Annotated in this window: 25 protein-coding genes and 1 pseudogene; 15 read left to right on the forward strand and 11 right to left on the reverse strand. The window is 73.2% G+C overall.

Going from position 1 to position 25353, the window contains the following annotated elements; genetic code table 11:
• Together ACFCY1_RS11605 and ACFCY1_RS11610 are read right to left on the reverse strand one after the other, a co-directional pair.
• Window positions 1-1350, reverse strand: a 1350-nt coding sequence (locus tag ACFCY1_RS11605; protein WP_375874327.1) for a trypsin-like serine protease, incomplete at its 3' end; no start/stop codon positions are given.
• A gap of 46 nt (window positions 1351-1396) precedes the next feature.
• A complete protein-coding gene (locus ACFCY1_RS11610) occupies window positions 1397-1918 on the reverse strand; it encodes a hypothetical protein (RefSeq protein ID WP_375874328.1) in 522 nt (173 codons plus the stop codon).
• A gap of 440 nt (window positions 1919-2358) precedes the next feature.
• Here ACFCY1_RS11610 and ACFCY1_RS11615 point away from each other — a divergent pair, with 440 nt between their 5' ends.
• Window positions 2359-5715, forward strand: a complete 3357-nt coding sequence (locus ACFCY1_RS11615) for an ALF repeat-containing protein (RefSeq protein ID WP_375874329.1) — start codon at window positions 2359-2361, stop codon at window positions 5713-5715.
• A 63-nt stretch (window positions 5716-5778) separates the two neighbouring features.
• Here ACFCY1_RS11615 and ACFCY1_RS11620 read toward each other — a convergent pair whose 3' ends face one another.
• Window positions 5779-6582 carry an NAD(P)-dependent oxidoreductase gene (locus ACFCY1_RS11620; RefSeq protein WP_375874330.1) on the reverse strand — a complete coding sequence of 268 codons (804 nt, stop codon included), beginning with the start codon at window positions 6580-6582 and terminating at the stop codon, window positions 5779-5781.
• Window positions 6583-6653: 71 nt separating this feature from the next.
• Here ACFCY1_RS11620 and ACFCY1_RS11625 point away from each other — a divergent pair, with 71 nt between their 5' ends.
• Window positions 6654-7535 carry a LysR family transcriptional regulator gene (locus tag ACFCY1_RS11625; protein WP_241852733.1) on the forward strand — a complete coding sequence of 294 codons (882 nt, stop codon included), beginning with the start codon at window positions 6654-6656 and terminating at the stop codon, window positions 7533-7535.
• Here the strand turns inward: ACFCY1_RS11625 and ACFCY1_RS11630 are convergent.
• Window positions 7532-7693 (reverse strand): hypothetical protein, encoded by a 162-nt coding sequence (locus tag ACFCY1_RS11630; RefSeq protein ID WP_159028502.1) that lies wholly within the window; start codon window positions 7691-7693, stop codon window positions 7532-7534. The genes ACFCY1_RS11625 and ACFCY1_RS11630 overlap by 4 nt on opposite strands.
• Before the next feature lie 91 nt (window positions 7694-7784).
• Here ACFCY1_RS11630 and ACFCY1_RS11635 point away from each other — a divergent pair, with 91 nt between their 5' ends.
• On the forward strand, window positions 7785-8969 hold the full coding sequence (locus ACFCY1_RS11635; protein ID WP_375874331.1) for a helix-turn-helix domain-containing protein: 1185 nt from the start codon (window positions 7785-7787) through the stop codon (window positions 8967-8969).
• Between the two features lie 11 nt (window positions 8970-8980).
• Here ACFCY1_RS11635 and ACFCY1_RS11640 read toward each other — a convergent pair whose 3' ends face one another.
• Window positions 8981-10489, reverse strand: a complete 1509-nt coding sequence (locus ACFCY1_RS11640) for an alpha/beta hydrolase (RefSeq protein WP_375874332.1) — start codon at window positions 10487-10489, stop codon at window positions 8981-8983.
• A gap of 125 nt (window positions 10490-10614) precedes the next feature.
• Between ACFCY1_RS11640 and ACFCY1_RS11645 the strand changes: the two genes are divergently transcribed.
• Entirely contained in the window at window positions 10615-11079 is a 465-nt protein-coding gene (locus tag ACFCY1_RS11645) for a MarR family transcriptional regulator (RefSeq protein ID WP_375874333.1), read from the forward strand.
• Between the two features lie 126 nt (window positions 11080-11205).
• Complete coding sequence (locus ACFCY1_RS11650) at window positions 11206-11736, forward strand: cupin domain-containing protein (RefSeq protein ID WP_375874334.1); 531 nt, start codon at window positions 11206-11208, stop codon at window positions 11734-11736.
• A 277-nt stretch (window positions 11737-12013) separates the two neighbouring features.
• Here the strand turns inward: ACFCY1_RS11650 and ACFCY1_RS11655 are convergent, their stop codons facing one another.
• Window positions 12014-12778 (reverse strand): hypothetical protein, encoded by a 765-nt coding sequence (locus ACFCY1_RS11655; protein ID WP_375874335.1) that lies wholly within the window; start codon window positions 12776-12778, stop codon window positions 12014-12016.
• 206 nt (window positions 12779-12984) lie between these two features.
• A complete protein-coding gene (locus tag ACFCY1_RS11660; RefSeq protein WP_375874336.1) occupies window positions 12985-14583 on the reverse strand; it encodes an alpha/beta fold hydrolase in 1599 nt (532 codons plus the stop codon).
• Between the two features lie 327 nt (window positions 14584-14910).
• Here ACFCY1_RS11660 and ACFCY1_RS11665 point away from each other — a divergent pair, with 327 nt between their 5' ends.
• From ACFCY1_RS11665 to ACFCY1_RS11710, 10 genes and pseudogenes are all read left to right on the forward strand, one after another.
• Complete coding sequence (locus tag ACFCY1_RS11665; RefSeq protein WP_375874337.1) at window positions 14911-15810, forward strand: DUF1963 domain-containing protein; 900 nt, start codon at window positions 14911-14913, stop codon at window positions 15808-15810.
• 253 nt (window positions 15811-16063) lie between these two features.
• Complete coding sequence (locus tag ACFCY1_RS11670; protein WP_375874338.1) at window positions 16064-16387, forward strand: hypothetical protein; 324 nt, start codon at window positions 16064-16066, stop codon at window positions 16385-16387.
• A gap of 1 nt (window position 16388) precedes the next feature.
• Entirely contained in the window at window positions 16389-16901 is a 513-nt protein-coding gene (locus ACFCY1_RS11675) for a DUF6879 family protein (protein ID WP_375874339.1), read from the forward strand.
• 9 nt (window positions 16902-16910) lie between these two features.
• The gene (locus ACFCY1_RS11680) at window positions 16911-17759 is read left to right on the forward strand and encodes a helix-turn-helix domain-containing protein (protein ID WP_375874340.1); all 849 of its coding nucleotides are present in this window, start codon (window positions 16911-16913) and stop codon (window positions 17757-17759) included.
• A gap of 354 nt (window positions 17760-18113) precedes the next feature.
• Complete coding sequence (locus ACFCY1_RS11685) at window positions 18114-18530, forward strand: hypothetical protein (protein ID WP_375874341.1); 417 nt, start codon at window positions 18114-18116, stop codon at window positions 18528-18530.
• Window positions 18527-19183, forward strand: a complete 657-nt coding sequence (locus ACFCY1_RS11690; protein ID WP_375874342.1) for a hypothetical protein — start codon at window positions 18527-18529, stop codon at window positions 19181-19183. Before ACFCY1_RS11685 ends, ACFCY1_RS11690 begins: the two co-directional genes overlap by 4 nt.
• Complete coding sequence (locus ACFCY1_RS11695) at window positions 19147-19992, forward strand: hypothetical protein (protein WP_375874343.1); 846 nt, start codon at window positions 19147-19149, stop codon at window positions 19990-19992. Before ACFCY1_RS11690 ends, ACFCY1_RS11695 begins: the two co-directional genes overlap by 37 nt.
• Window positions 19989-20381 (forward strand): annotated as a pseudogene (locus tag ACFCY1_RS11700) (GNAT family N-acetyltransferase); the annotation flags it as partial. The gene ACFCY1_RS11695 and the pseudogene ACFCY1_RS11700, both read left to right, overlap by 4 nt.
• A gap of 321 nt (window positions 20382-20702) precedes the next feature.
• Entirely contained in the window at window positions 20703-21716 is a 1014-nt protein-coding gene (locus tag ACFCY1_RS11705) for a questin oxidase family protein (protein ID WP_375874363.1), read from the forward strand.
• Window positions 21717-22003: 287 nt separating this feature from the next.
• Entirely contained in the window at window positions 22004-22231 is a 228-nt protein-coding gene (locus tag ACFCY1_RS11710) for a holin (protein WP_049657972.1), read from the forward strand.
• A gap of 64 nt (window positions 22232-22295) precedes the next feature.
• On the opposite strand, the gene ACFCY1_RS11715 is transcribed toward ACFCY1_RS11710, so the two are convergent.
• From ACFCY1_RS11715 to ACFCY1_RS11730, 4 genes are all read right to left on the reverse strand, one after another.
• Window positions 22296-22433, reverse strand: coding sequence for a DUF397 domain-containing protein (locus ACFCY1_RS11715; protein ID WP_375874344.1), 138 nt, complete (start codon window positions 22431-22433; stop codon window positions 22296-22298).
• A complete protein-coding gene (locus tag ACFCY1_RS11720) occupies window positions 22396-23379 on the reverse strand; it encodes a helix-turn-helix transcriptional regulator (RefSeq protein ID WP_147408976.1) in 984 nt (327 codons plus the stop codon). The genes ACFCY1_RS11715 and ACFCY1_RS11720 overlap by 38 nt, the downstream gene beginning before the upstream one ends.
• A 223-nt stretch (window positions 23380-23602) precedes the next feature.
• Entirely contained in the window at window positions 23603-24868 is a 1266-nt protein-coding gene (locus ACFCY1_RS11725; RefSeq protein ID WP_375874345.1) for a S1 family peptidase, read from the reverse strand.
• A 63-nt stretch (window positions 24869-24931) separates the two neighbouring features.
• A complete protein-coding gene (locus ACFCY1_RS11730; RefSeq protein WP_375874346.1) occupies window positions 24932-25210 on the reverse strand; it encodes a hypothetical protein in 279 nt (92 codons plus the stop codon).
• Window positions 25211-25353 lie beyond the last annotated feature (143 nt).

The following is a 25353-nucleotide window of genomic DNA, read 5'->3' on the forward strand; positions in this document are numbered from 1 at the left end:
GATCCACGGTGTCCAGCCGCCGGCCCGGTTCCACGTCGCCCGGTAGATGGACCCGTCGGTGCCGGTGGCGAACACGTCGAGGGTGTTGGTGACCGGATTGTGCAGGACGGCCGGTACGCCGACGAAGGCGCCTCCGGGGTTGAGGGTGAACCAGCCGTGCCAGCCCGCCCCGTCGGTGTTGTAGAGGTGGGCCATGACGCCGTCGGCGCGCAGGGCGAAGACCTCGGCGGTCCGGGTGTCCGGGTTGTAGACGGTGGTGGGGGAGCCGCGGAACTTCCAGTCGGCGGTCATGGTCCAGGCCGACCAGCCGGTGGCGCGGCTCCACGTCGCCCGGTAGATGGACCCGTCGGTGCCGGTGGCGAACACGTCGAGGGTGTTGGTGACCGGGTTGTGGACGACGGCCGGGGAACCGGTGAACCGCGCGCCGTCGCCGAGGACGTACCAGCCGGACCAGCCCTCGCCGTTGGTGTTGTAGGCGTGGATCACGGCGCCGTCGCTCCGCAGGGCGAAGGTCTCGGCGGTCCTGGTGTCCGGGTTGTAGACCGTGCTGCGGCCCCCGGAACGGGCCGCGACCACGGCGGACCAGGCGGAGACGGCCTGCTGGATCCAGCCCCCGAGGTCGTCGACCCGGGTCTCGTACGCGCCGGTGCGGGTGGTCGGGGCCGCGCCGAGGCAACCGTTCTGCCAGGAGCGGCTGTTGACGGCGGCGAGCTCGTAATGGTCGCCGACCTTGCGCAGGGCGGGGCCGCCGGTGTCGCCCTTGCAGACGGCGGCGTCCGCGGGGGCCTTGGCGGCGATGGCAAGGCCGGTCGGGTCGACGGCGCCGACGGTGAAGGCGGCGCTGTGGAGCTTGTCGGGCACCCACTCGGCCTTGGTGCGGCCGTAGCCCGTCACCAGCAGGTCCTCACCGGCGGTGGGGGCGGTGGTGGCGACGGCGAGCGGGGTGATGTCGGTGACGGGAGTGGCGAGCCGGGCCAGGACGAGGTCGCGGTCGGTGCGGGGGACGAGCTCGGCGATGTCCCGGACCTGGCCGGTCGTGGTGGTGGTGAGGTCGGTGCGGCCGATGGTGGCGGTGGCCTTGAGCGCGGGCGGGCCGGCGGGGACGGTCGTCGGCTGGGCGGGGTCGTCGGCGAAGCAGGCGGCGGCGGTGACGATCCAGTACGGGTCGACCAGGGCGCCGGTGCAGGCGCGCTGGCCGTTGCCGATGTCCAGCTTGACGGTGAAGGCGTACGAGCCGGCGAGTGCGGTGTCGCCGCTCAGGGCGGGGGCGGGTGTTGCGGCGAGCAGGGCGGCGGCGAGGACGGCGGCGCTGACCGTCCCGGCGGTCCGTGCGGAGCGCGGGCGGGGCATGGGGAGGTTTTCCTTCGTCGGTGGTCGGGGACGAGCGGACCGTGCGTCACGCGGTGGCGGTGATCTCCAGCAGGCTGAAGATGCGCGCCTGCGGCGGGTCCGCGCTCTCACCGACCGGTGTCCAGGCGTTCTTCGTCACGTTGAAGGACTTGGTCTCGGTGTCCGTTCGCATGTCGAAGCGCACGGCGTAGTCGTTGCCCACGGCGGCGTAGACGGAGGGGAGTTCGAGGCTCAGCCGGCCGGTCGGGCCGCTGATCTGGAAGCAGAACCGGCCGTGGCCGACCGGGTCGGTGGTCTTCATGTTCCGGGCGTTCACTTCGAGCAGGCCGGGGCGGCTGTCGCAGGTGGCGAGCAGGATGTGGCCGTCGCCGCTCTTCAGCCGGATGCCGCGCTCCTGGAAGATCTTGTCGGCCTGGGGGTACGCGAAGTCCTCGACGGCCGGTGGCGGGGTGTCGTCCGCGGTGGCGGCCCCGGCAGGCAGGGGAGCGGCGCCGACCGTGGTCAGACCGGTCAGGGCGACGGCACCGACGACGGCACCGGTGGTCAGGACGCGGAACAAGGTCTTCATGCTGGTGTGGCCTCCTCGTATGGAATTCCACGGGCAAGGGAATAGTGCGATCGAGGTAAACGATGCGCCGAGCCAGTGCGGCATCAGGTGCCTCGCCATTGGATCGGGCGCCTATTGGTATCACGGTCGCCGAGTTCCGCAAAAGGGTCTTGTTCGAGCCAATATTGCGGGCCGAGCGGCCTGCGGCGATCCCCGTCGGAATCCGCCCCTCCGGCCGCAAGGCGAACGAGAGACCCATTCTGACCAGCGCTTTCTCCAACCTGACGGCCTCGTTGTACCCGATCTGCGGCCTGGCTCATGAATTCAACATCGAACCCGTTCGTCCGTGGTCTGTGTGACAGTTCGACGGGCTGGTTCTGATGCCCAAGAAAAGGCTTTGAATTTCGCTTGAAAAGAGCTCAAGGAATCGAGGATAAATGGTCGACAAATTATCCGGAGCCATGCCTCCGCCGACGCTTCGCCGCCGGGCCCGGCTGACCGCGGTGACGGCGCTGTCGCTGGCCATGGCGGTGTTCGGCACGACGGTGGCGGCGGCGATCCCCGCCGATCCGGGGCCGGCGCCGCTGCCCGCGGGCGCGCGCACCCAGGTGGTCGAGGCGTGGATGGCCGGCGGGTCGGCGGTCAAGGACGCCGCGGCGGCCGCGCTGGTCGGCAGCGACGCCGAGATCAGCGGCTTCCTGGCCACCGGTCTGCAGCGGGCGACCATCGAGGACGAGCGCGCCGCGGTCCTGAAGATGCTCTCCCTCTCCGGCGCCGGTGTGCGGGCCGCGGCGCAACAGGCCCTGAACGGCACGGACGCGCAGCTGCACGAGTTCGTGCTGACCGGCTTCCAGGACCCGCTGCAGGAGGACCGGCGCGTGGCCGTGCTGACCACCATCAGCACGGGCGGCCGCGCGGTCCAGGAGGCGGCGCAGAAGGTCCTGCGCGACGGTTCCGCCAAGGCGCTGACGGACTTCCTTGGCGCGGGCCTGGTCGAGGCCCGCGAGGAGGACGACCGGGTCGAGGTCCTCAAGGCCCTGGCGGGCGGCGGCCCCGAGGTGCAGAAGCTCGCGCAGCGGGCCCTGAGCGGGACGGCCGACGACATCGCGGACTTCCTGGAGAGCGGGCTGGAGCTGGCCCGCGCCCGTGACCAGGAGACCCTGACGATCAGTCAGCTCGTCGATGCCGCGACGGAGGCCGGTAAGCGAGCCAAGGCCGAGACCGATGCGGCCAAGGCGGCGGGCGAGCGCGCGCAGGAGGCCTCCCGACTGGCCAAGGAGGCCGCGCAGAAGGCCGCCAAGGAAGCCGAGGAGGCCAAGAACGACCTGGTGAAGGCGGGGCGGGCCGCGAACCGCGCGGCCGAGGCGGCGGAGGGCGCGGCCAACGCCGCGCGGACCGCGATCCAGGCCTCCAACACGGCGGTGGCCGCGGCCCGGACGGCGGCGAACGCGGCCCGCGGCGCGGCCAGTGCCGCGGCGGCCGCGAGTCAGGCCGCCACGCGTGCCTACCAGGCCGCCTCGGCGGCCCGCCAGGACGCCGGCCAGGCCCAGGCGGCCCGCAACGCGGCGCAGGCCGCCCGGGACGCGGCGGCCGGCGCCCGCAGTGCCGCGGACGCCGCCGCGAGCGCGGCCGTCTCGGGCGCGCAGGCCGGGCTCTCCGCGAGCTCCGCGGCCAGCGCTGCGCGCAACGCGGCGGACGCCGCGGACGCGGCGAGTTCGGCCGGGGTGTCCGCCGGCCAGGCCACCGCGCAGTCCCGGCGGGCGTCGGAGGCGGCGGCTGTCGCCCGCAGCGCGTCCGCCGCCGCCGACGCGGCGTCGAAGCGGGCCAACGCGCTGGCCTCCCGGGCGGCTTCGGCCGCGAAGGACGCCCAGGCGGCCGCCAACGGAGCCGCCGCCCACGCGGAGAACGCCGCGAAGGCGGCGGACGAGGCCGCCAACCAGGCGGGCAACGCCCAGGACTGGGCGAACAAGGCCACCGAGCACGCCAACGCGGCGGTGGCCGCCGCGAAGGTGGCGAGCGACGCCGTGGCGGTGGCCCAGAACGTGGAGAAGCTCGCCCGGGAGAGCGAGCAGGAGCAGATCGACGCCGACGCCAAGGTGGGTGTCGAGGAGGCCACGACACTCCGCAAGGCCGCGGCGGCGGAGGAGCGGGCGCGGGAGACCGCCACGACCCGGGCGGCAGCCGTCGACGAGGCCACCCGGCAGCTGGTCGCCAAGGCCGCCGACCCGGCGGTCGACACCGCGGCGGCGGCCGCCGCCGGCCGCCGGGCCGCCGTCAACCTGCTGTCCAGCAGCGGCGCGTGGACCAGCCGGGCCGCCCAGAGCGCGCTCTCCGGTACCGACCGGGAGGTGGTCGACTGGGCCGGGTCGCAGTACCCGAAGGCCCTGCGGCAGGACGACCGGGAGATGACCCTGGTGTTCTCCGCCCTCGGCGGCCCCGGCCTCGCGGAGGCGGCGCAGCAGGCGCTGGCCGCCGACAGCCCGGACCGGATCCAGGCCTTCCTCACCCAGGGCGTCCACGACGTCCAGGCCGAGGACAACCGGGTCCGGGTCCTCAAGCTGATGTACAACGCGGGCAAGGCGGTCACCGCCGCCGCGAACGCCGCGCTGAACGACCGCTCCGCGAAGGCCCTGACCGAGTTCCTGGCCACCGGCTACTGGGAGGCCAAGGCCGAGGACGACCGGGTGTCCGTCCTCACCATCATGGGCCAGGGCGGCCCCACCGTGGCGGCCCTCGGACAGGTCGTGATGTCCGGCCCGGGCTCGATGCAGAGCGACTTCGTCGACTGGGGCCAGTACCGGGCGGCCCAGAAGGACCAGGACACCGCCGCCCACGTGGGGGCGGTCCGGGCGCTGATCGCGAGCGCCGCCCAGATCGCGGCGCAGGCGAACCAGAACGCGGCCGAGGCGTCAGTGGTCGCGGCCCAGGCCCGTTCGGCGGCCCAGGAGGCGGGCCAGTGGGCCGACCGGGCCCGCGCGTCGGCCGACCAGGCCAAGGGCTACGCGGACGAGGCGCGGAACAAGGCCGCGGAGGCCACGGCCTCGGCCACCGCCGCGGCGTCCTCCGCCCAGCAGGCGAAGACCGCCTCGGCCACGGCGAGGCTGGCGAGCCGGCAGGCCAACTACTCCGCGAACCAGGCCGCGGCGTCGGCCCACAGCGCGGTGGCGTCGGCCGCCGGTGCCGCCGCGTCGGCCGGTGAGGCCAGGGCCTCGGCGCTGGCCGCCGGCAAGAGCTCGGAGGAGGCCGGCCGGGCCGCGACCGAGGCCGGGGACATCGCGGCCCGCAAGCGCGAGCAGGAGCAGGCGGCGGAGGCGGCCAGGGTGGCGGAGCAGGCCCGTCAGGACGCCGCGAACCACGTCATCCGCTTCGACAACGTGGCCTACGACACCACCCGGCCGCTGCCGGACCTCGATTCCGTCATCGACCCCCAGGCCCGGGCCCGCAGGTACGCCACGCTGAGCGGCGACCTGAGCACCTGGCTGGGGGGCGTGTCGGTGGCGGCCCTGGTCGCCCCGGGGGTGGGGCCTGCCGGCGTGATCGCCTCCGAGACCCTCGGCGTCGCGTCGCTGGTCGCCGGCGGGTTGAGCACCGTGCTGTCCGGAATCGGGTACGGCTGGACCAGCTCGGAGTTCCAGTCCTCCGTCGGCATGTTCGGGTTCAACCTCCTCTGCTTCGGGCAGGGAAGCGCGGTCAAGAAGTTCAAGAGCATCGGGCCGGACCTCTGGGACAAGGGAGCCCAGGCCGTCATCGGTGGCGGATCGGCCGCCGTGAACTTCATCACCTCGAAGCCCTGGAAGCGGATCCCTCACTTCTGGTGACGAACGCCCGTGCGGCGGTGGCCCCGGCCACCGCCGCACGCGGCCGCGCGCCCCGGCGCCGCCCTACCGGCCGCGCCGCAGCGCCCCCGGCACCGCCGACAGGTCCTCCTCGGCGATCTCCGGGTGCGCCAGCAGCACCTCGCGGGCCGCCGCCAGCACCGGGCCGCCGCCCGCCAGGGCGAGGTCCTTGGCAGCCAGGCGGACCGGGAAGTCCGACCCCGTGCCGAACGCCCGGGCCGCCACCCCCGCGAGCGGCCCGGCCGACAGCACCTCCCGCGCCTGCTCCTGCGGAACGCCCAACTCATCGGCCACCGCCAGGACTTCGCCCAGGACGGTGACGGAGGCGACGATCGCGCCGATCACCACCACCTTCAGCGCCGCGCCCGCGCCCGGGCCGCCGCAGCGCCGTACCCGGCCCAGGTGCTCCAGGACCGGCTGGGCGCGGTCCAGGTCGGCGTCCTCGCCGCCCGCGAAGACCGTCAGGTCGCCGGTGGCCGCCGGGCCCGTGCTGCCCATCACCGGGGCGTCCACCAGGGCGACGCCGTCCGGCAGTTCGGCGCGCAGGGCGGCGGTGGCGCGCGGGCCGATCGAGGACATGTCGATCCACAGGGTGCCCGGGGCGAGGTCGGCCGTGAACCGTCCGGCCAGCTCGGCGACGGCCGCCGGGTCGGACAGCATGGTGACGACGACGTCCGCGCCGCGCACGGCCTCCGCCGGGGTGGCGGCCTCGGTGGCCCCGGCCCCGGTGAGGCCGTCGGCGCGGCCGGGGGAGCGGTTCCAGACGGTCAACGGGTAACCGGCGTCGGCGAGTCGGCGGGCCATCGGCAGGCCCATCCGGCCCAGTCCCAGAAAAGCGATCTTCTCCATGGCCGCCACGCTAGGCAGCCACGAGCCAGGCGACAAGCGAATGTCCCGCATGGTAGTCATGCGGAATGGACATGGCTTGGCTGGACGTCTTCCGCACCGTCGCCCACCTGGGCTCCTTCACCGCCGCCGGTGAGCGGCTGGGCTTCACCCAGTCCGCGATCTCCCGCCAGATCGCCACCCTGGAAGCCGAGTTGGGCACACCGCTGTTCGACCGGCTGGCACGCGGGGTGCGGCTCACCGAGCACGGCCGGGCGCTACTGCCGCACGCCGAGGCGATGCTGGAACGGCTCGACACCACCCGGCGCGACCTGGTCGCCCTCACCGAACTCACCGCCGGACGCCTGCGGGTCGGCGCCTTCGACAGCGCCAACGCCGCCCTCGTGCCCGGCGCCCTCGCCGCCTTCCGCGCCGCGCATCCGGACGTGGCGATCAGCCTCACCGAGGGACTGGCGGCGCACCTGCTGGACCTGCTCGCCGAAGGGGCGATCGACCTCGCCCTGGTCGCCTCGTACACCGAACCCGCCGACACCGGCGAGCAGTTCGACTTCCGGCCGCTCATGGACGACCCGGTGCTCGTCGCCCTCCCGCGCGGCCACCGCCTCGCCAGGCGCCGCCGCCTGCGCCTGGCCGAACTCGCCGACGAACCCTGGATCGCCGCCCGCCGCCACGCCGAATCCACCCTCCTCGCCGCCTGCGTCCGCAGCGGCTTCCAGCCCCGCATCGAGTACACGGTCGCCGCGTGGACCGCCAAACTCGGCCTGGTGGCCGCCGGGTTGGGCATCACCCTCATCCCCTCCCTCGCCGCCCGCGTCACCCGCCCCGGCATCGCCCTCATCCCGCTGCACCCCGACGACACCCCGGTCCGGCAGGTCTACACGGTCACGCGGCGCGGCCGGCGGGTGCCCCCGGCGGCCGAGGCCTTCGCGGCCCTCCTGCGCGAGGGCGCCGGCTAACGGCGCGCGGCGAGGACGGCGGTCAGGGCGCTGACGGCCGGGCCGCCGAGGAGCAGCACGGCCGGGTGGCGGGGCCGGGACTGCAGGGTCAGGCGGAAGCCGCCGACGCGGAACTCCAGGAACGGGCGAGGGGGACGGGAACGCTGCTGTCGGCGCATGGGGATCTCCGTGGATGGGACGACTTCTCGGTACAGCGCCCATCACAATGGTCTGCACGGTGGTTGCGTCAGGTCGCAACCGGAACTTGCGGTGGGAGAGCGCAACTTGCCGAGGGCGCAACACGGAGACCGGCACGGGGTGCCCGTGCGGAGGGGGCTGGCCCCGCTGGACGAGCGGCTGTCGGAGCCGGAGCGGCTCTGTGCGGAGCGCCTGCGCGAGTTGCGAGAGCGGATCGGCCTTACCTCGGAGGAGTTGGCCGACCGGCTGAGCGGGGACGGGATCAGCATCGACAGCACTCGGCTGTCGAAGTTCCTCAACGGCCGGGAGGTGCCCCGCCGGGAGATCGCGGCTCGGCTCCACCTTCTGGTGGCCGAGCGCGAAGGTGTACCGGTCGACGCCGACGAGCTTGCGCGGACCCGGTCGGCCATGTACGCGGCGGCGCGCGTCCGCAGTCCGCTCCAGGCCCGGGAGTTCGAGCTTGCCACGGCCCACGAGGACCTCTGTCGCCACCGTGCCCGGACGGTCCAGGAGCTGGCCGACCTCCGGAACGAGCTCGAAGACGAGCGCAAGCGGCGGAAGGACGCAGAGGCCGCGTTGGAGAACCTCGGCATCCGCAGCCGGGAGGAGGCCCGCATGCTGACCGGGGAACGGGACGCGGCGCTGGACCGCATCGCCCAGCTGGAGAACCAGATCCGGCAGGCGGGGGCCGTGCTCAGGCTCCGTGAGAGGGATGTCGCGGCCCTCGACCAGCTCATGTCCGCAACAGACACCGAACTGGTGCTGTGGGAGATGGGCGGCCCGGGTGGTCTGACGGGGATCCGTGCGGCGGTCGTCTGCCTGCGGGACGCCGACGAGGACGCGGCCGCGGACCGCCTCATCGAGCGTATCGCGTGCGGCTACTCCGTGCGGGACGTCATGCGTCTCGTCGCCGAGTTCGAGGCCATGCGCCGCGTCTACGACAGCACCGGTGTCGAACGAGCGCTTGCCCGGTTGCGAAAGCCCGTCGACCTCTTCCACTGGCTCTCCGGCGAGGGCCGCGAGAGCAAGGCGCGGTCGGATGTACTGACGGCGGTGGCTTCGTTCGCGCCGGTCGAGCACCTGGTGCGGATTCACAAGGCCTGTGTGGAACATGGAAGTTCCGAGCTGGACCAGGCGCTGCGGAAGGCCATGGTCGCGGAGCGGCGAGCGGTCCCGGAGGACATCGACGACGTGTGGGCCGAGGACCTCCGGAAAGGACTGGCCGCCCTGAAGGAGTGGAGGGCGACCAGTCCGTAGCCGCCCTTCCTTCAGCAGACGGTGTCCGCCGCCGGCAGCGCCCCCGTCGACAGGTAGGTGTCCACCGCCGCGTTCGCGCACGGGCTGTAGCCGTTGAGGGTGAGGGTGTGGACGCGGCCGGGGACGGTGACCAGGCGGGAGCCGGGCAGGCGGGTGTGGAGGGCGAGGGCGCCCTGGTAGGGGGCGTGGGTGTCGCCGGTGGCGTGGAGTTGGAGGGCGGGGACGGTGTTGCGGACCTCGACCGGCGGTTCCAGCGGGGCGCCGCGCCAGGAGGCGCACGGGACGGGGCCGTTGTAGACCGGGCCGAAGACCGGCTCGGTGGCGCGGGAGTGTTCGACGGCGTCGCGGTACCACGCGGCCGAGCGGGGCATCGCCACGTCGTCGCACACGATGGCGACCGTGGACGACAGGCCGGCGCCGGCCTCCGGGCCCGGGGCGAGGAGCATGGTCAGCAGCTGGTGCAGGGCCGGGCCCGCCTGTACCGGCCGGCCGTCGGCGGCGTCCAGCAACTGGCGCAGCGCGTCCGCGTATTCGGCGCTGTCGCGGTCGTCGCTTTGGAAGACCGCGAGCAGGACCGGCAGCAGGGCGCCGTCGAGCCGGTAGCCGTCGACGGCGATCGGCGCCGCCTCGGCCCGCCGGACCAGGCCCTCGACGGTGGACCGCACCGCCGCCGGGGTGGCGCCCAGGTGGTGGGCGGCGTCGCGCGGCGCGGCCCAGGCGGCGAAGTTGTCCAGGGCGCGCTCGTTGGCGCCGCCCATGTCCTGGAACACCCCGATGCCGTACCGCGCCGGGTCGAGGGCGCTGTCCAGCACCAGCCGGTCGACGCGCCGGGGGAACAGCTGCGCGTACACCGCGCCCAGCATCGCGCCGTAGGACTGCCCGAAGAAGGAGGTCCGCTGCTCGCCCAGCGCGGCGCGCAGCACGTCGACGTCCCGGGCGGTGTTGCGGGTGGTCAGGTGGGGCAGCAGGTCCGGGTACTTGCTCCAGCAGGCGTCCGCGTCGGCCTTGGCCAGGCGCCAGGCCTGCTCGAAGCCGGCCTGGCCGGTGCCGGTCGAGCGCAGCCAGGTGCCGCGCGTGAGGCCGCAGTTGGGGCCGCCGGCGCCGACCCCGCGCGGGTCCATGCCGACGAGGTCGTAGGCCGCCGCCGTCCCGGGCGCCAGCTGCTCCCGCAGCGCGGCCGGCATGTCCAGCCCGCGCTCGCCGGGCCCGCCGGGGTTGGTCTGGAGTATCCCGCGCCGTTTGGCGGGGTCGGCGGAGCGGATCCGGGAGACGGCCAGGGAGAGGGTGCGGCCCCGCGGCTCGCGGTAGTCCAGCGGGACGGTCAGGGCCGCGCACTCGGCGCCGGCGGCGGCCAACTGCGGTTCCTGGCAGGCGGACCAGGCGAGCGGCTGGCGGTGGAAGCGCTCCAGCGGGTCGGCGGCGGGGGAGGCCGAGGACGCGGGGGAGGCGGGGGCGGCCGCGCCGAGTACGGCGGCCGCGGACAGGGCGAGGGCGGCGGCGAGCGCCGGTGCGGTCTTCATGCGGGCCACCCTAGAAGGGAGTTGACCACCGCAGCGCCCCGGGGCCCGGAACTGCCTTGACCTCAAGGCGGCTTGAGGTCCTACGGTCGGTCGTGTCCTGACGACCAGGTGGAGGAGCACCGGACATGACGATCAAGACCTACGAACCGCAGATCATCGCCGCCCAGCCCATCGGGGCGTGGACCGGCGAGCTCTTCCGCCGCCTGGTGGTGGACGGCCTGCGCGTGCAGCTCGCGGTGGAAGGCCTCACCCAGCCGCACTGGTGGACGCTCAACCACGCCGCCGGCCGGCCCGGCGGGTGGACCCGCACGACCCTGGCCGAGCGGCTCGCCCCGTACGACGACCAGGGCACCGCCTTCGACGCCGTCTTCGACGACCTGATCGCCCGCGGCTGGCTGACCGAGGACGCCGACGGGGCGTTCACCCTGACCGAGGAGGGCGAGGCCGGCCGCCTGCGCGCCCGCGAGCGCAACCTGGCGGTCAGCGAACGCGCCCACGAGGGCATCGGCACCGAGGAGTTCGTGACCACGGTCAACGTGCTGCGCCGGATGGTGGCGAACCTGGGCGGCAACGGGAACCTCCCCGACTGACGGCGCCCGGGCGGCACGGGGGAGGCCGAGGACGCGGGGAGACGGGTTGGCGGGAGGAAATTGACCCATGGAAACGGTCGCTGATTGCCACCTGATCGTGGGTCTTTCCGGCCATAGGTTGGTCACATGACGACGACGAGGAACACCGCCCCCGCCGCCCCCGCCACCACCCCCGCCGCCCCCGTGCTGACCCGCTGCGCCGAGGCCGAGATCTGCGCCGACCCGAGCTCCACCATGACGCTGCTCGCCGACTCGGCCCCGGGCGAGGGCGGCTTCACCGTCTACCGCTCCACCTTCGCCGCCGGCGCCCCCGGGGCGCCCGCGCACTTCCACACCCGGGCCTGGGAGCTGTTCTTCGTGATCGGCGGCTCGCTGCGGGTGCTGGTCGGCGAGGAGGTCACCGTGCTGGGCGCGGGCGACTTCCTGGCCGTGCCCCCGCACACCCCGCACGCCTTCGCCGCCGCCCCGGGCTCCGAGGCCGACGTGCTGTGCGTGTTCGCGCCCGGCATGGACCGCTTCGACTACCTGCGCCTGCTGGGCAGCGTCATGCGCGGCGAGACCGCGCCGGGGGCGATCGCGGCCTCGTCCGAGCGCTTCGACAACCACTACGTCGACAGCCCCGCCTGGCGCGCGGCCCTGGCGGGCGACGGCGCCTGAGACCCGCGGGGCCGCTCGACGGGCCGGGGCGCTCGACGGGCCGGGGCCGCCCGGGTGTGGAACGGTGGAAGACCGGAAGTCCCGGCTGCGAGAGGAGTGGCCATGTCGTCGAAGCGCCGCCGCAAGAAGAAGGCCAGGGCCAAGCACGGGGCCAACCACGGCCGCCGCCCCCAGTGCTGAAACGCGGCTGAACGGGTGAGCCGGTGAGCGGGTGAGGGCGCCCGGACGGGCCCGGAGAGGCCGTCCGGGCGCCCCGGCCCCACCGGGCACCCCCCGCTCAGAGCCGCCCGCGCCCCGCGAAGCCGCCGCGCGCCACCTTGTGGTACTGGCAGTGGTCGACCCAGCCCGCGCCGAAGGCCAGCTCCAGGACCACGCCCCGCCCGTCCGCACGGGCCTCGTCCAGCAGCCGCGCCGCGTCCGCGTCCGGCGGGGTCTGCTCCAGCGTGAACAGCCGGTTGGGGTACGGGCCCGCCGGGATCGGGTCCCGGGGCGGGATGCCGGGCCGGTCCCAGGTCAGCTTCGCACCGGGGCTGGACAGGCAAGGGGGGTCCATCCGCCAGCCGTTGGCGTCGACGCCGCCGTCGCGGTACCAGCGCAGCGCGTGCTCCAGGCTCCCGTGCGGGTCCGGCCCCTGCCCGTTGGCCTGCCAGTCGGCCACGCCCGCCGCCTCGATCCGCCGCAGGACGTCGAGGACGTCCTCCCGGACGACGAAGTAGGCGCGGGCGTGGATGCGGCAGACCAGCAGGGTGTCCCGGGGGTGGTCCAGGCCGTAGGTGGACGGGCGGGTGGACTGGTCCAGTACCTGGGTCAGCAGGTGCTCGACCCCCTCCACCGCTCCCAGCGCCTCGACCAGCCCCCGGATCCGCTCCCGCTCCGCCGCCCGGGCCGCCCGCGCCGTCGGTGAACCGATCAGCCTGAGCTTGCGCCGCTCGGTCGGCCAGTGGTGCGCCCGCAGCGACCGCACGCCGTTGAGGAGCGGGTTCACCAGCATGACGACGAGGTACACCAGGCTCGTCGCCACGTCCTTGAGCAGCTTCTTCACCGGCAGGGATCCTCTCGGGTCGCGCGCGTCCGCGCCCACACCCTGGCCCGCCCGCGCCGCGGCCCGCAATCCGCCCCCGTACTCAACTCCCCAGCGTGCCCGAGCCGTTGCCGAGCGCGAGCACGGGCACGAGCACGAGCACGAGCGCGAACGCACGCCGTCCGCCGCCGCCCGGACCGCGTGCGGACGGCGGCGGGACGCTGCCGCTACTTGGTGCAGGTCACGTCGGCCTCCGGCAGGCGCCCGCCCGCCAGGTAGGCGTTGACCGCGTCGTCCACGCACGCGTTGCCGTACGTCCCGTACAGCCCGTGCTGGTCGGCGCCCCGCAGGGTCAGCAGCCGGGAGCTGGGCAGCAGCCCGTGCAGCGCGACGCCGTCCCGGTAGGGGGCGCGCGGGTCACCGGTGGCGGAGAGGATCAGCGCCCGGGCGTCGCGGCGCACCTCGGTGGGCGCCTCGCGCGGGGCGTCCAGGAAGGCGCACGGGGAGATGTTGTCGAGCAGCGGGCCGGACAGCGGGTAGCGGGCGCGGTCGCGTTCGATCCGGCGCCAGTACTCCTCGGGATCGCGCGGCGCCGTACCGTCCGCGCACAGGATGGCCTGGGAGACGCTGCCGGCCTGCGAGCCCTGCGGGGTGAACAGGAAGCGCAGCAGGGCGGTGGTCTCGGCCGAGGGGGTGACCGGCCGGCCCGCCGCGGCCTCGGCGAGCACCGCCATCAGCTCGGCGAGGCCCGCCCGTTCCGCGTCGGAGTCGCCCTGGAGGTTCCCGAACACCAGCAGCGGCACCCGGGTGTCGTCGAGTTCGAAGGCGTCCGCGCCGGTGCCGAGGACGAGCGGGCGCGCCGAGGCCGCCCCGACCGTCCGCAGCACCCCGGCGACCACCTCCTCGCGGGTGCGGCCCAGCCCGTAGGTGTCGTTGCGCCGCGCCGCCCAGTCCGCCCAGTCTGCGAACGCCCGCTCGTTCGCCCGCACCATGTTGGGGAGCAGCTCCGGCCCGACGTGGTCCGGGGCCAGCGCGCCGTCCAGCACCACCCGGTCGAAGCGGCCGGGGAACATCTGGCTGTACACCGTGCCCAGGTAGGTGCCGTACGAGAGGCCGAGGTAGGAGATCCGCCGCTCGCCGAGCGCGCCCCGCACCACGTCCATGTCCCGGGCCGCGTCGCGGGTGCTCGCGTGCGGCAGCAGGTCCCCGGCCGCCGAACGGCACCGGGCCGCGAGGTCCCGCTGGAAGGCGACCTGGCGCTCGAAGGAGGCCCGGGTGGTCCCGGCGGAGGTGATGTTGTAGCCGATCGGCCAGTCGCAGTCGAGGGGGGCGCTGCGGCCGGCGAAACGCTGGTCCAGCCCGACGATGTCGAAGCGGGCGGCGGTGTCCTTCAACGCGGCGTGCACCCTCGTCGGCGCGCCGAGCGTCGGACTGCCGGGGCCGCCGTCGTTCAGCAGCAGCGTCCCGATCCGGTGGCGGGTGTCGGTGGCCTTGATCCGGGAGAGCGCGAGGGTGACGGTGCGTCCGCCGGGGTCGCCGTAGTCGAGCGGCACGGTGACCTCCGCGCAGCGGGCGCCGGCCTTCTCCAGGTCGGCGCCCACCTGGTCGTCCGGGCCCTGGACGCAGCTGTGCCAGTCGGGGCGCTGCTGGTAGTAGCGGTCGAGCGCCTGGGCGGTGGCGGCCTGGGCGGGGACGGTCGCGGCGGCCGTGGTCAGGGCGGCGGCGAGGGCGAGGCCGGCCGCGAGGGTGCGGCGGCGGGCGCGCGGCCCGGCGGGGCGTGGTTCGGTGCGGTGCGGTTCGGCGGTGCGGGGGCGTGGTTCGCTCATGACGTCTCCTCGGCGGTGCGGGGCCCGGCGCGGGCCGTGGCGAAGGCAGGGGTCGTGACGACGATCGCGGTACCGGCGGCCGTGTCTACGGAGGACACCTGCACCTGTGCGAGCTGACGGTACGTCAAAAAACGGACGCCGGGGACCGGATGGTCAGTGTCCACGGCATTGACATCCCCGCCCGCCCGGAGTGGAGGTGCTCCCGTCCGGCCCGCCGTCGCCGGGCGGGCCGGACGGCGGGCGAGGCCGCTGTCGGTGGCGTGTCCTACGGTGATGCCGTCGGCGGGTACGCGGTGCCCGCACGAGCACCGCCCGATGGAGACGACGATGACCCGCACCACCCCGAAGCGCCCCGTGGACCTGGAGCAGCTGTTCCCCGAGCTGGCGCCGCTGCGCCGCGACGCCGTACGCCTCCACCCGCGCGCCGGCAGCCCGTCCGCGGCCGAGAGCTCGGTCGGCGGGCCGCTGCTGTGGCCCGCCGACGAACCGTGGCCGCTGTGCCCGAGCACCAGCCACCCGGGGGAGTGGGACGGGCCCGCCACGGAGGGGCCGGTGCCGCTGGTCCCCGTCGTCCAGATCCACCGACGGGACGTGCCCCAACTCGCCTTCCCCGCCGGGACGGACCTGCTCCAGGTGCTCTGGTGCCCGTTCATCGTCGGTTGCTGCCCGACCGCGACGCCCCTGGTGCGCTGGCGGAGCTCCGAGGAGGTCGGCCCGGCCCTCGCCGCCGTGCCGCCGACCGTGGGCACCGCGCCGAAGGACAGCATCCCGGCACCGTGCGTCCTGCACCCCGAGCCGGTGGTCGACTACCCGAGCTGGGACATGCCGGAGGGCCTGGGCCCGGAACTGCGCGTGCGGATGGAGGAACTGCGGGCCCGCACCGGCCTGCGGTACGGCTACCACCTGGCCGAGGCGCCGGGGATCAAGCTCGGCGGGTACCCGGGCTGGACCCAGGAGCCCTGCTGGCCGGACTGCCCGACCTGCGGGCGGACGATGGAGCACCTCCTGACGGTGAGCAGCTGGGAGTACGACGGCGAGTCGTACCGCACCTGGCTCCCGCTGGAGGACCGGGACGACGAGACGGGCGAGGAGCGCCGGGACGCCGACGGCGGCCGCGGGGCGCACAGCCCCGCCGGGCTGATGATCGGGGACGCGGGCGGGGTGTACGTCTTCGAGTGCCGGTCCTGCCCGGACCGCCCGGTGGACCACCACTGGGACTGCTCCTGAGGAGCCGCCGCCCGGCCGTCCGCCCCCGGCGGGCCTCGGCAGGCCTCGGCGCCCGAGGTGGTCGGATCGTGCGGTGCCGCTTCTCGCTCTTTCGTAGCCGCTGCCTGCGGGACCAGGTCTGTCGAGCAGCGGGGTAGATGGGGCTTTCCCCTTACCCGCACGGCTACTTGTGCTCTCGCCGGACTCCGGGAGGCCAAGTTGACAGTCAGTCAGAAATGGAAACGCCTGACAGGTCGGTCGTGTACGCGCCAGGATGAGCCCGCCGGTTGTGCAACTACGCGGAACCGGAATCACAGGGAGCATCGTGGAGCCTCTACAGTTCATCGGGATCATCTCCAACACGCCAGAGGTCGACTCGCCGACGATCTGGCGTGACCCGGAGAACGGCGACCTGCTCATCCAGTCCTACAAGGCCAGCGATGAGGACTTGAACCGCTGCAAGGAGGTTGGTTCGGTCCCCGGGCACTCGACTGACGTGCCTGACCACGAGACCGTGATCCGCCTCCCGGAAGAAATGATCAAGTTCATCGTGGACCTCGCCGCAAGGCTGGCCACTCAAGAGGACGAGAAGGAGTAGCGTGGCCAACCCGATCGCCACGGCCATGGCAGAGGCCAAGTTCTCTGCCGTGCACCTGGAGATGCGCGACAGCTACACACCGAACGACCCGCAGTTCCAGCGCTATCGGGAGGGGCTTCGCTACAGCCCGGACGACCGGCCGGAGTGGTTCCAGAACTGGACCACCTTCGCCGGAGAGGTGATTGACCGTGGCGTGGTCATGCGCCGGGCTCGGATCGTCTCCGAGCCGGTCACGGAGTACATCCGCTACGAGCACCACGTGACATTCCTGAACGTGGCTATCGGCGAGCAGGTTCGCTGGCTTCCACGCCGGTTGGCGGCAGACATCGCTCTGCCCGGAACCGACCTGTGGATGTTCGATGACTCCAGGATCATGTTCACCTTCTTCTCGGGTGACGGGGATGTGGTGGACCGGGAGTGGACGACCGAACCCACCGTCGTTCAGCTCGTGAAGAACGCCTTCGAGACCGTGTGGCACAGGGCGACTCCGCACGCGGACTACGCGCTCAAGTAACCGAACAAGATGCGCACCTCTCGCTCATCGAGCGTTCAGCAGGCCCGGAAAGCTCTGGCCGAACGGCTCAAGGAGATCCGTAAGGACTCCGGGCTCACAGGGCCTGCTCTCGCCGGTGCGTGCGGTTGGAGCAAGTCGAAGTGCTCCCGCATCGAGAACGCGATCACGGCACCCTCCGAGCAGGACGTCAGGGACTGGTGCCGGGCCTGCGGAGCAGACGACCAGGCCGCGGACCTGGTGGCTTCCCTCCGCTCGGTAGAGACCATGTTCACCGAGTGGCGACGCATGGAGCGGAGCGGGCTCAAGCGCGCCCAGGAGATGGTCCTGCCGTTGTACGAGCGAACCACACGGTTCCGGGCGTACACACCTGGCATCCTGCACGGTCTCCTCCAAACCCGGGACTACACCCGCTCGGTACTCCAAGCCACCCAACGCCGTCGTGTTGCCGTGGACGACGTGGAAGAGGCCGTGCAGGTGCGTATGGAGCGACAGGAGATCCTGAGGGACCACGGGAAGACCTTCGCCTTCATCATCGAGGAGGCATGCCTGTATCACGGTCTTGGCGGCACGGAGGTAGCCGCCGGCCAACTCGTCCACCTGACCGCTATCGCCTCCCTGGCGAACGTGAGCCTGGGAATCGTTCCGAGGGGATACTCGCGCCACTCGATGCATGTCGAAGCGTTCTCGCTCTACGACTCGTCACAGGCCAACGTCGAACTCGTCTCCGGGTACCTCCAGATCACGCAGCCCTCCGAAGTGGCCATGTACATCAGCCGGTTCGGGGAACTGGCCGCAGATGCCGTGCACGGCACCGCCGCTCGCACCCTGATCACAGAGGCGATTGACTCTCTCGGGTGACTGCTTTGCAACTGCGTGCAACTTGCTGGAGAGCGTCTGGCTGAAACTCCTACGGTCTACAGCGTGGTGGAGGGCGACCCGCTCTGGTGCCGCACGGACGGCCGAACGGGCTGCTCGCGGCGTCCCGACCCCCGCACCGGTGGCCGTCGCCCACACGGCCGCACTGCTCGTGCTGATAGCGCTGGTAACCGTGCTCGTGGCCTCCGGCCGCTTCTGGACGGCACCCGCGCCTTCGGTCGCCCCAAGACTCCCGGCCCGGTGGCAGCACGAGGGTTCCACCGGGACGGGGCACCACCGCACGACTGCTCGCCCGAGGTACGAGCGAGCAGAGGTGAACACGGATTGGAGAAGTGCATGGGTACCACCGTCACGCCCAGCGTCGAGCTGGACGAGCTGGGCAAGTTCTTCACGATCGCCGCGCACCGGATCGAGGCGGGTCAGGCCAAGCCGGAGATGTTCTCGGCCGCCGTCGACGCCGCCTGGCACCGGCTGCTCGCCGACCCGGCCGCGCACGACGCGTTCGCCCTCCGGCACGCCGGCCGCAAGCTGACGCACGTCGAGGGCAGCGGCACCGGCTTCATCCCCTGGGTGTCGGCGTACGAGGAGGCGTACGGCCCCCTGCCGGAGATCTGGTTCACCGACGCCGACGGCACGCTCGACACCGAGGCCCTGGCCCGCTACCGCGAGACGGGCGAGGTCTGGGCCGAGTGGAACTGTGCGCCCGAGCCCGGCGACGGGGACGACCTCGTTCCGGTGGCGACCAGCCGGTGATCACCGCACCATCCGGCGGAGCGTCCCGGCCGACCGCCGGGGCGCTCCGCCTCACCGAAGCCCGGACGGAGAACCCCGTCAGCGTGGACGTGGACGGGTACCTCGCCGGGCTGTACGAACACTGCCCGTTCCTGCGACCGTCCACGTCGCGCGGCATGACGGGGTGGACGGTCTACGACATTGCCCCGGGCAGCCACCGGTACGCCGTGGAGGCGGAGTTGTTCCACGCCGGGGTCCAGGCCGCGGAGTGGGTCCGCCCGCTGATGGGCCGGCCGTTCGGCGTCCTCGCGTGCGAGAACGTCGTGCTGCGCGGGCACTGCGAGGACGCCGACCACCGCGAGCTGATGGCCTGGCCGCACTGGGCGCTGAAGCACCTGTATGCCCCGGTCGGGGTCATGTTCGGCAAGTTCCCCCAGGGCACGGTCGAGACCGGCCGGCGCGGGCAGCGGATCCCGCCGCCGCCCTTCTCGTTCCTCCCGGTACGAGCGGGAGTCCGGCCGCTGGACCCGCAGTTTCTGGAGACCACCCCGGACCTCGCGGCGGCGTTGGCAGTCTCGGCCGACGACGGCCGCGACGTCTTCGAGCACATCCCTTGTGAATGGAAGGCAGTTCGAGAATGGGCGAGTTCCCTGCCGAGGCCCGCGAAGCGCTGAGCGCGGCGGAGGCCTTCTGCGGGCCGATCGAGCTGACGGAGATCAGCAACCGTCGGGGCTCGGCGGTGTGGAAGGCCAGCGGTCCGCGCGGCTCGGCGAGCATCAAACTGGGCACCGGCGGGGCCGCCGAGGTGACCGCCCGCGAAGCCTCCGTGCTGGACCAGCTCCCCGGCTACACCGTGACCGCCGGCCGCTTCGCCGACGGCATCTGGTACGTCACCCCGTGGCTGGCCGGCCCCTCCACGTGGCAGGTCTTCCGCCCCGTGCGCAAGGGCGACGGCGGGAAGGACGAAGCCCTCGCCGCCGCCGTCGGACTGTGCCGCGCCGTGGCGGACCTCCACGCCGACGGGTGGGTGCACGGGGACCTCCAGCCCGCGCACGGCATCCACAGCGAGGACGGGACGGTGCGCCTCCTCGACTTCGCCTGGTCGCGGCGGATCGGCAGCACACCGTGGCCGACGTTCGGCGGCACGATGATCCACCTCACCGCCCCCGAACTCGCCGCCCGGATCATCAACGGCCGCCAGCCCGTCACCACGACACAGACCGCCGACATCTACGCCCTCGCCGGAACCCTGTGGACCTGCACCACCGGCACGTGGCCGCTGGACTACGCGACCGCAGGCCTCCCCAAGGGCACGCCCGTGGAGGAGATCCGCAAGGCCATCGCCCACCGGGCCGTCCCCATGTCCACCGCGATGCCCTGGCCCGCCCTCCAGGCCCGGCTGAGCTACGCCCTGCTGGCCGCCCCCGACGAGCGGCCCACCGCCGCCGAACTGGCCGGACTCATCGAAGCGGCGGGCGGATGATCGAGCTGCGGGAGCTGGGCCCCGGCGACGAGGAATCCCTGCTCCGGATCTACAGCGCGGAGTCGACGCAGTACCTGGGCCGGGCGCCCATGGACGCCGACGAAGCCCGCTACCGCCTACGCGACATCATGGCGGCAGCGGCACAGTCACCGCGCACGCTGTACGTGCTCGGCCTCGCCGTGGACGGTGACCTCCTCGGCATCGTCAAACTCCACCACGACCGCCCCCTCGCCGCCGTCAGCTACATCCTGCGCGCGGACGCCTGGGGCCGCGGCTACGCCACCGAAGGGGTCCGCAGACTCCTCGCCCTCGCCTTCGACCACCTCGGCCTGCCGGAGGTCCGCGCCAAGCACCGCCCGGACAACCCCGCCTCCGGCCACGTCCTCCGCAAGGCGGGCTTCGCCCTCACCGGTGAGCGCAACGGCTTCATGACCTACGCCATACGCGTCCCCGCGCAGACGGGTAGACCCTCCGCGCCGACCGCTCGACCGGAGCCGGCCGTCGAACGCGCTCTCCTCGAGCACGTGATCAAGCTGGCGGACACCGCCCTCGACGTCGGCGACGCCCCTCCGTCCCCCGGCGGGCCTCGGCGCCCGCCGGACCAGACGGGCAGGCCGGAGCCCTTCTCCGGGCCTAGGTCTCCGGCCCGTTACGCCGTCCGTGGCGTCCCGCCTACGGTCCTTGCCGTGGATACGACGGACACGACGGATATGACCGGCATTCTGGACGAGGCGCTCCAACGACTGCACGCCTCCGGGCCCGAGCGGCTCGGACGGCTCACCAACCACGCGCCGATGGCCGTCGAGGCCCTCGCCGCCCACGGACAGGCACGGTCCGTGCACCGCTGGCTCGACCAGTACGCGCGCAAGCTGGAGGACTTCCCGCGGCGCGTCGAGCCGGTCACGGACGCCAACTGGCCTGCGGCGCTCGGCGATCCGAGCCGCGCGGCCGACTGGATCGACCACTTCGAGCGCCAACTCGCCGACCACCCCTGGCACGAGGTGCTCGCCCGCTGGTGGCCCCGGCTGCTGCCCGGCCTGTACGGCGGCTCCACCCACCCGGTGATCCGGGTGGGGCACGCCGTGCGCACCCTGCTGTCCGGCGGCGAGGCCACCCGGCCCCGGCTGGCCGAACTCGCCCACGGCCTCGGCTACTGGGCCGCCCGCCACCGGCCCGTCGCCGCCCTCGCCACGCTGCCCGGCGTGCTGTCCGGCGCGGCCGCCGCCCTCGACGCGGTGGTGCCCATCGCCGTCCAGGACGGCGGCTTCCCCGCCCGGCTCGACCGCGTCACCGCCCTGCCGGCGTGGACGGCCGCCGGGGTCACGCGGCCGCAGGAGGCGGCCGACCGCCTCGCGGAACTCGTCCGGGCGGCCACCCACCGCTACGCCGCGTACGGGCACGGCGAGGAGACCATGCTCGTCCACGCCGCCACCGCCCCCAACGCCGTGCTGCGCGCCCTGCCCGCGCTCCCGCCGGACCTGTGGCCGGCCGGCCTGCGGGCGGCCTGGACGGCGTCGGCGGCGGTCACCGCGATGTACGCGCCGACCGAGCCGGCGGCCTGTACCCCGCCGGGCCCCCTCACCCCCGAGGAGGTCTTCGAGCGGGCCCTGGCGCACGGTGACGAGCACGTGATCAAGCTGGCGGACACCGCCCTCGACGTCGGCGACGCCCCCGCCCTGGCGGCGGCGCTGCGCGCCGTGGAGCTGAGCGCCCCGCTGGGGTGAGGCGGGCGCGGGGCCGGACGCGGAAAGGAAATCGGTACCGGGGTGCGTCGTCGGATCCGGCGGCTTGAACGTGTACACCGGGGCGGCAACTCCCCGATGGCGCATGCCCTCCGACCCTCTGGCCCCGTCGACCCCCTCCGACCCCGACGGCTCCGACGGCCCCGCCCCGGGGCGTCCGGCACCCCACCGCAGTCCCGCAGGACGGCATGCCCTCCGAAGAACGGCGCCGCCACCGGGTGCTCCGCAACCGCGCACCCCACCACCTTCACCGCGAAGGAGTCCTGACCATGCGGAAGCTCATCGTCGACCTGGTCGAGCGCACCGTCGCCACGTACGCCGTGGCGTTCCTCGGCCTGCTGCTGGCCGACAAGTTCGACCTCACATCGATCGGCTCGCTCAAGGCGGCGGCGGTCGCGGCGCTGCCCGCGGCCCTGACCGTGCTCAAGGGCGCGGTGGCCACCCGCATCGGCGACCCGGACTCGGCCGCCCTGCTGGGCCGCAGCAACCGCGAGTAGCCGGCCCGGCACAGCAGGGGGCGGGGCGCCATCGGGCGCCCCGCCCCCTGTCGTTGATGTCCGGTCAGCTCACGGCCGGGAACTCGTCCCCCCGGATCGCGGTGATGAAGGAGCCCCAGGCGGCGGCCGGGAAGAGGAGGGCCGGGCCGTGGGGGTCCTTGGAGTCACGCACGGGGACGAGACCGGGAAATCCGGGGGCCACCTCGATGCACTCGCCCGCGTTGTCCCCGCTGTAGCTGCTCTTGCACCACTGCGCCCCGCTCAGCTCGGCGTTCCGCATACCGGTATTCCTCCGTTACTTCGGTCATGAAGGCATGGGAGTCGTCGACCGAGAGTACAGACCCGCGGACAAGGTCGAAGTCCCGGCGGGCCTCCTGCACGATCGAAGGGGCGTCGCTGAAGTGCCCTCGGTACAGGCTCTCCGAGTAGACCCACTCCTTCCCGTCGGGCAGCTCCAACAGCACCACCGATGTGGTCGGCAGCTTCCGCGTCCTGCAGGAGAACGGCGCTACCTGGATCAGAATGTTGGATCGTTCCCCGACGGAGAGGAGGTGCTCCATCTGCCTTCTCATGGTGCCCGGTCCACCGATGACGCTCCGGATCGCGCTCTCATGGAGCACGACGATCATTGACGGCCCGTTGTCGACCAGGTAGCGGTCCTGCCGACTCAGCCGAGCCTCCACCCGCTCGGCCAGCCACTCCGGGTTGTTCCGGGCATCGCCGAGGCGAAACATCTCGTAGGCGTACTCCTCGCACTGAAGCAGCCCGTTGATCCGCATGTACTGGAGCACCCGGGCGGCCACGGCCTCCGCTTCCAGCTCGACGTACTTCTGGAACCAGTCGGGGTGCTCGATGTCCGCATGCCAGTCCACCCGCTCCCAGAGCCTCACCAGCAGGCCCCTCATGCCGAGCAGCTCGTCGGCTCGTTCGACGGTGTCCCTCGGCATCGAGCGCTTGCCGCTCTCGTACCGGGTGATCACCGTTCGGTGGCAGTGCAGGAGTTTGCCCAGCCCTTCCTGCGTGTAGCCCGCCAAATCGCGCGCGAAGCGGAGTGCTTCGCCGAACATCACCGCCGGGCTCGACGTGAGACCGTTCTCCAGACGCCGATGTGGCATCCCAAATCCCCTCAGGTACTGCGGGTTCCGCACTCCGATGTGATCGTCACCGTAGTCCCGGCCTCCTCCGGGTTGTTACCGGAATGCGGTCTTTTGCTTGCACAGCGTCATGGCGCGCGCCCCCGGCGTGCGCCCTTGCCGCCCTCCGCTGTTCGGACGGGGCGGCCCCGGCCGCCGACAGGCGTGTGCGGGAAGCCGGCCGGGCCGGCTTCCCGCACCGAGGGTGCTCGCGTTCCTCACCTGCGCCGTGGGGTGGTCACCAGTCGACCGTGGAGATGCCCCCGAGGTCCTGCGCGATCCTGGAGAGCGGCTGGATGTAGGTGTAGGGCTTCATCGAGTTGCCGGTCGAGCCGCCGGTCACCGTGCCGACGGCGCTGGCGCCGTAGAGGGCGGCCCCTCCGCTGTCACCGCCTTCGGACTGCATGCCGAGGACCTTGACCTGGTTGTACGAGGTGTACGTCTCCGTCTGCCCGTTCGGCAGCCTCCTTTCCGTGGTGTAGGTGGAGATGCCGTCCAGGAACTTGCCGCACCGCCAGCCGCTTGTCACGCCCGAGGCGCAGATCTCCCCACCGTTGACTATCTCGTTGTCCGCGCTGCGGATGTAGTCGTAGTACTCGTTGTAGCCGTTGGACGTCTTGACCGCGCGCCCGCCGGGGGTCCAGCCCCGCGGGTTGTCCATCTCGATCAGCGCGTAGTCCGAGGCGGGGAACTGCCGGTCGGAGATGCGGCCGATCCGGGTGTTGCCCTGGTTGTCCCGCCAGCTGTCGTCGCGCTGGATCGCCGGGTTCGACTGCCCCAGCCAGCAGTGGCCGGCGGTCACGAGGTAGGCCACCTTGGCCTGCTTGATCATGATTCCGGCCGAGCAGGTGCCGGTGTTGTTCTCGTCCCGCAGGCCGTCGCCCCCGACCAGGCCGGTCCGGGCGTAGGCGGTCCCCTGGTGGGTGGTGACGCTGACCTTCGCGCGGTCGGGGCCGGTGATGCCGGCCGTCCGCAGCAGCGCCTCGGTGTCCGTTCCGGCCGGCACGTCGAGTGTGACGCGGTCGGCCTCGGTGTCCAGGGACCAGGAGCTGTCGCCCGGCGTCAGCTTCTTCTCCGAGGCCGCGTTGAGCCGCTCGTGCACGTCCCGGAGTTCGGCGGTGGTGTAGGCGGCGCGCTGCGGGATGATGCCGGCGGCCCGGGCCGCGCGCTCCCCCTCGTCGTCCAGCACGTTGGCGTGGACCTCGCCCTTCATCACGTCGAGCCACACGCCCGCGGCCTTGTCGCCCTGGCTGTCGCGGAACGCCCGGGCGGTCTTCGACAGCCCGTCCTGCGCGGCGAGGCGCTGCGCCACCTGCTCCTCGGGGAGCCCGAGTTGCTTCGCCAGCGCCTGGGCGGCGCCCCCCGGGGCGGCCGGGGGCGTCAACGCGACGGTCCCGGTGGCCGAGGCCACGGCCGGGCTCTGGGCCGCGGTCGGTGCCAGGGTCACCCCGGCGAGCAGGAGCGCGGTTCCGGCCCTGGCGAGGGTCTTCCTGGAGACCTTCATGGTCTTCTCCTTCGTGCGGATCGAACGTGGTGGGTGGAGGGGGAGCGGGCGCCGGGCCACCGCTCAGGCGAGGATGTTCATCTGCGAGGACATCAGCCGGTACTGGCCGGAGGCGTAGTCGTAGGAGACGTAGCCGGTCCAGTACGCGCCGATCAGCGAGTCGGTGAGCTCCCGGGTGAAGGTGTACGAGGTGCCGTACGAGGCCCACTGCCAGGCGCCCGAGACGTAGGAGTTCACACCGCACTTGTCCGGGTCGCAGTTGTACAGCCCGACCCAGTCGTACTTCCCGACCGAGGTGCCGTTGTAGTTCCAGCCGATCGTGACGACCTGGGTCTCCTTCACGTGGACGGCGGCGGCCCAGGTGCTCGGCGTGGACTGGGCCGCCGCCGCGGGGGGCCGGTAGGGGGGGGCGGCCCCCCCGGGCCCCCGGGGGGGCCGCCCCCCCCCCCCGGGGCGGGGCCGCCCCCCCGCCCGAGAGGGCCGGG

The organism is Kitasatospora sp. NPDC056273 (genome assembly GCF_042268845.1).
Classification (GTDB): Bacteria; Actinomycetota; Actinomycetes; order Streptomycetales; family Streptomycetaceae; genus Kitasatospora.

Coding starts and splice junctions, on each gene's coding strand:
- ACFCY1_RS11610 (WP_375874328.1), bottom strand. CDS start 1,918: ATGAAGACCTTGTTCCGCGTCCTGACCACCGGTGCCGTCGTCGGTGCC.
- ACFCY1_RS11615 (WP_375874329.1), top strand. CDS start 2,359: ATGCCTCCGCCGACGCTTCGCCGCCGGGCCCGGCTGACCGCGGTGACG.
- ACFCY1_RS11620 (WP_375874330.1), bottom strand. CDS start 6,582: ATGGAGAAGATCGCTTTTCTGGGACTGGGCCGGATGGGCCTGCCGATG.
- ACFCY1_RS11625 (WP_241852733.1), top strand. CDS start 6,654: ATGGCTTGGCTGGACGTCTTCCGCACCGTCGCCCACCTGGGCTCCTTC.
- ACFCY1_RS11630 (WP_159028502.1), bottom strand. CDS start 7,693: ATGCGCCGACAGCAGCGTTCCCGTCCCCCTCGCCCGTTCCTGGAGTTC.
- ACFCY1_RS11640 (WP_375874332.1), bottom strand. CDS start 10,489: ATGAAGACCGCACCGGCGCTCGCCGCCGCCCTCGCCCTGTCCGCGGCC.
- ACFCY1_RS11645 (WP_375874333.1), top strand. CDS start 10,615: ATGACGATCAAGACCTACGAACCGCAGATCATCGCCGCCCAGCCCATC.
- ACFCY1_RS11650 (WP_375874334.1), top strand. CDS start 11,206: ATGACGACGACGAGGAACACCGCCCCCGCCGCCCCCGCCACCACCCCC.
- ACFCY1_RS11660 (WP_375874336.1), bottom strand. CDS start 14,583: ATGAGCGAACCACGCCCCCGCACCGCCGAACCGCACCGCACCGAACCA.
- ACFCY1_RS11665 (WP_375874337.1), top strand. CDS start 14,911: ATGACCCGCACCACCCCGAAGCGCCCCGTGGACCTGGAGCAGCTGTTC.
- ACFCY1_RS11670 (WP_375874338.1), top strand. CDS start 16,064: ATGAGCCCGCCGGTTGTGCAACTACGCGGAACCGGAATCACAGGGAGC.
- ACFCY1_RS11680 (WP_375874340.1), top strand. CDS start 16,911: ATGCGCACCTCTCGCTCATCGAGCGTTCAGCAGGCCCGGAAAGCTCTG.
- ACFCY1_RS11685 (WP_375874341.1), top strand. CDS start 18,114: ATGGGTACCACCGTCACGCCCAGCGTCGAGCTGGACGAGCTGGGCAAG.
- ACFCY1_RS11695 (WP_375874343.1), top strand. CDS start 19,147: ATGGGCGAGTTCCCTGCCGAGGCCCGCGAAGCGCTGAGCGCGGCGGAG.
- ACFCY1_RS11705 (WP_375874363.1), top strand. CDS start 20,703: ATGACCGGCATTCTGGACGAGGCGCTCCAACGACTGCACGCCTCCGGG.
- ACFCY1_RS11710 (WP_049657972.1), top strand. CDS start 22,004: ATGCGGAAGCTCATCGTCGACCTGGTCGAGCGCACCGTCGCCACGTAC.
- ACFCY1_RS11725 (WP_375874345.1), bottom strand. CDS start 24,868: ATGAAGGTCTCCAGGAAGACCCTCGCCAGGGCCGGAACCGCGCTCCTG.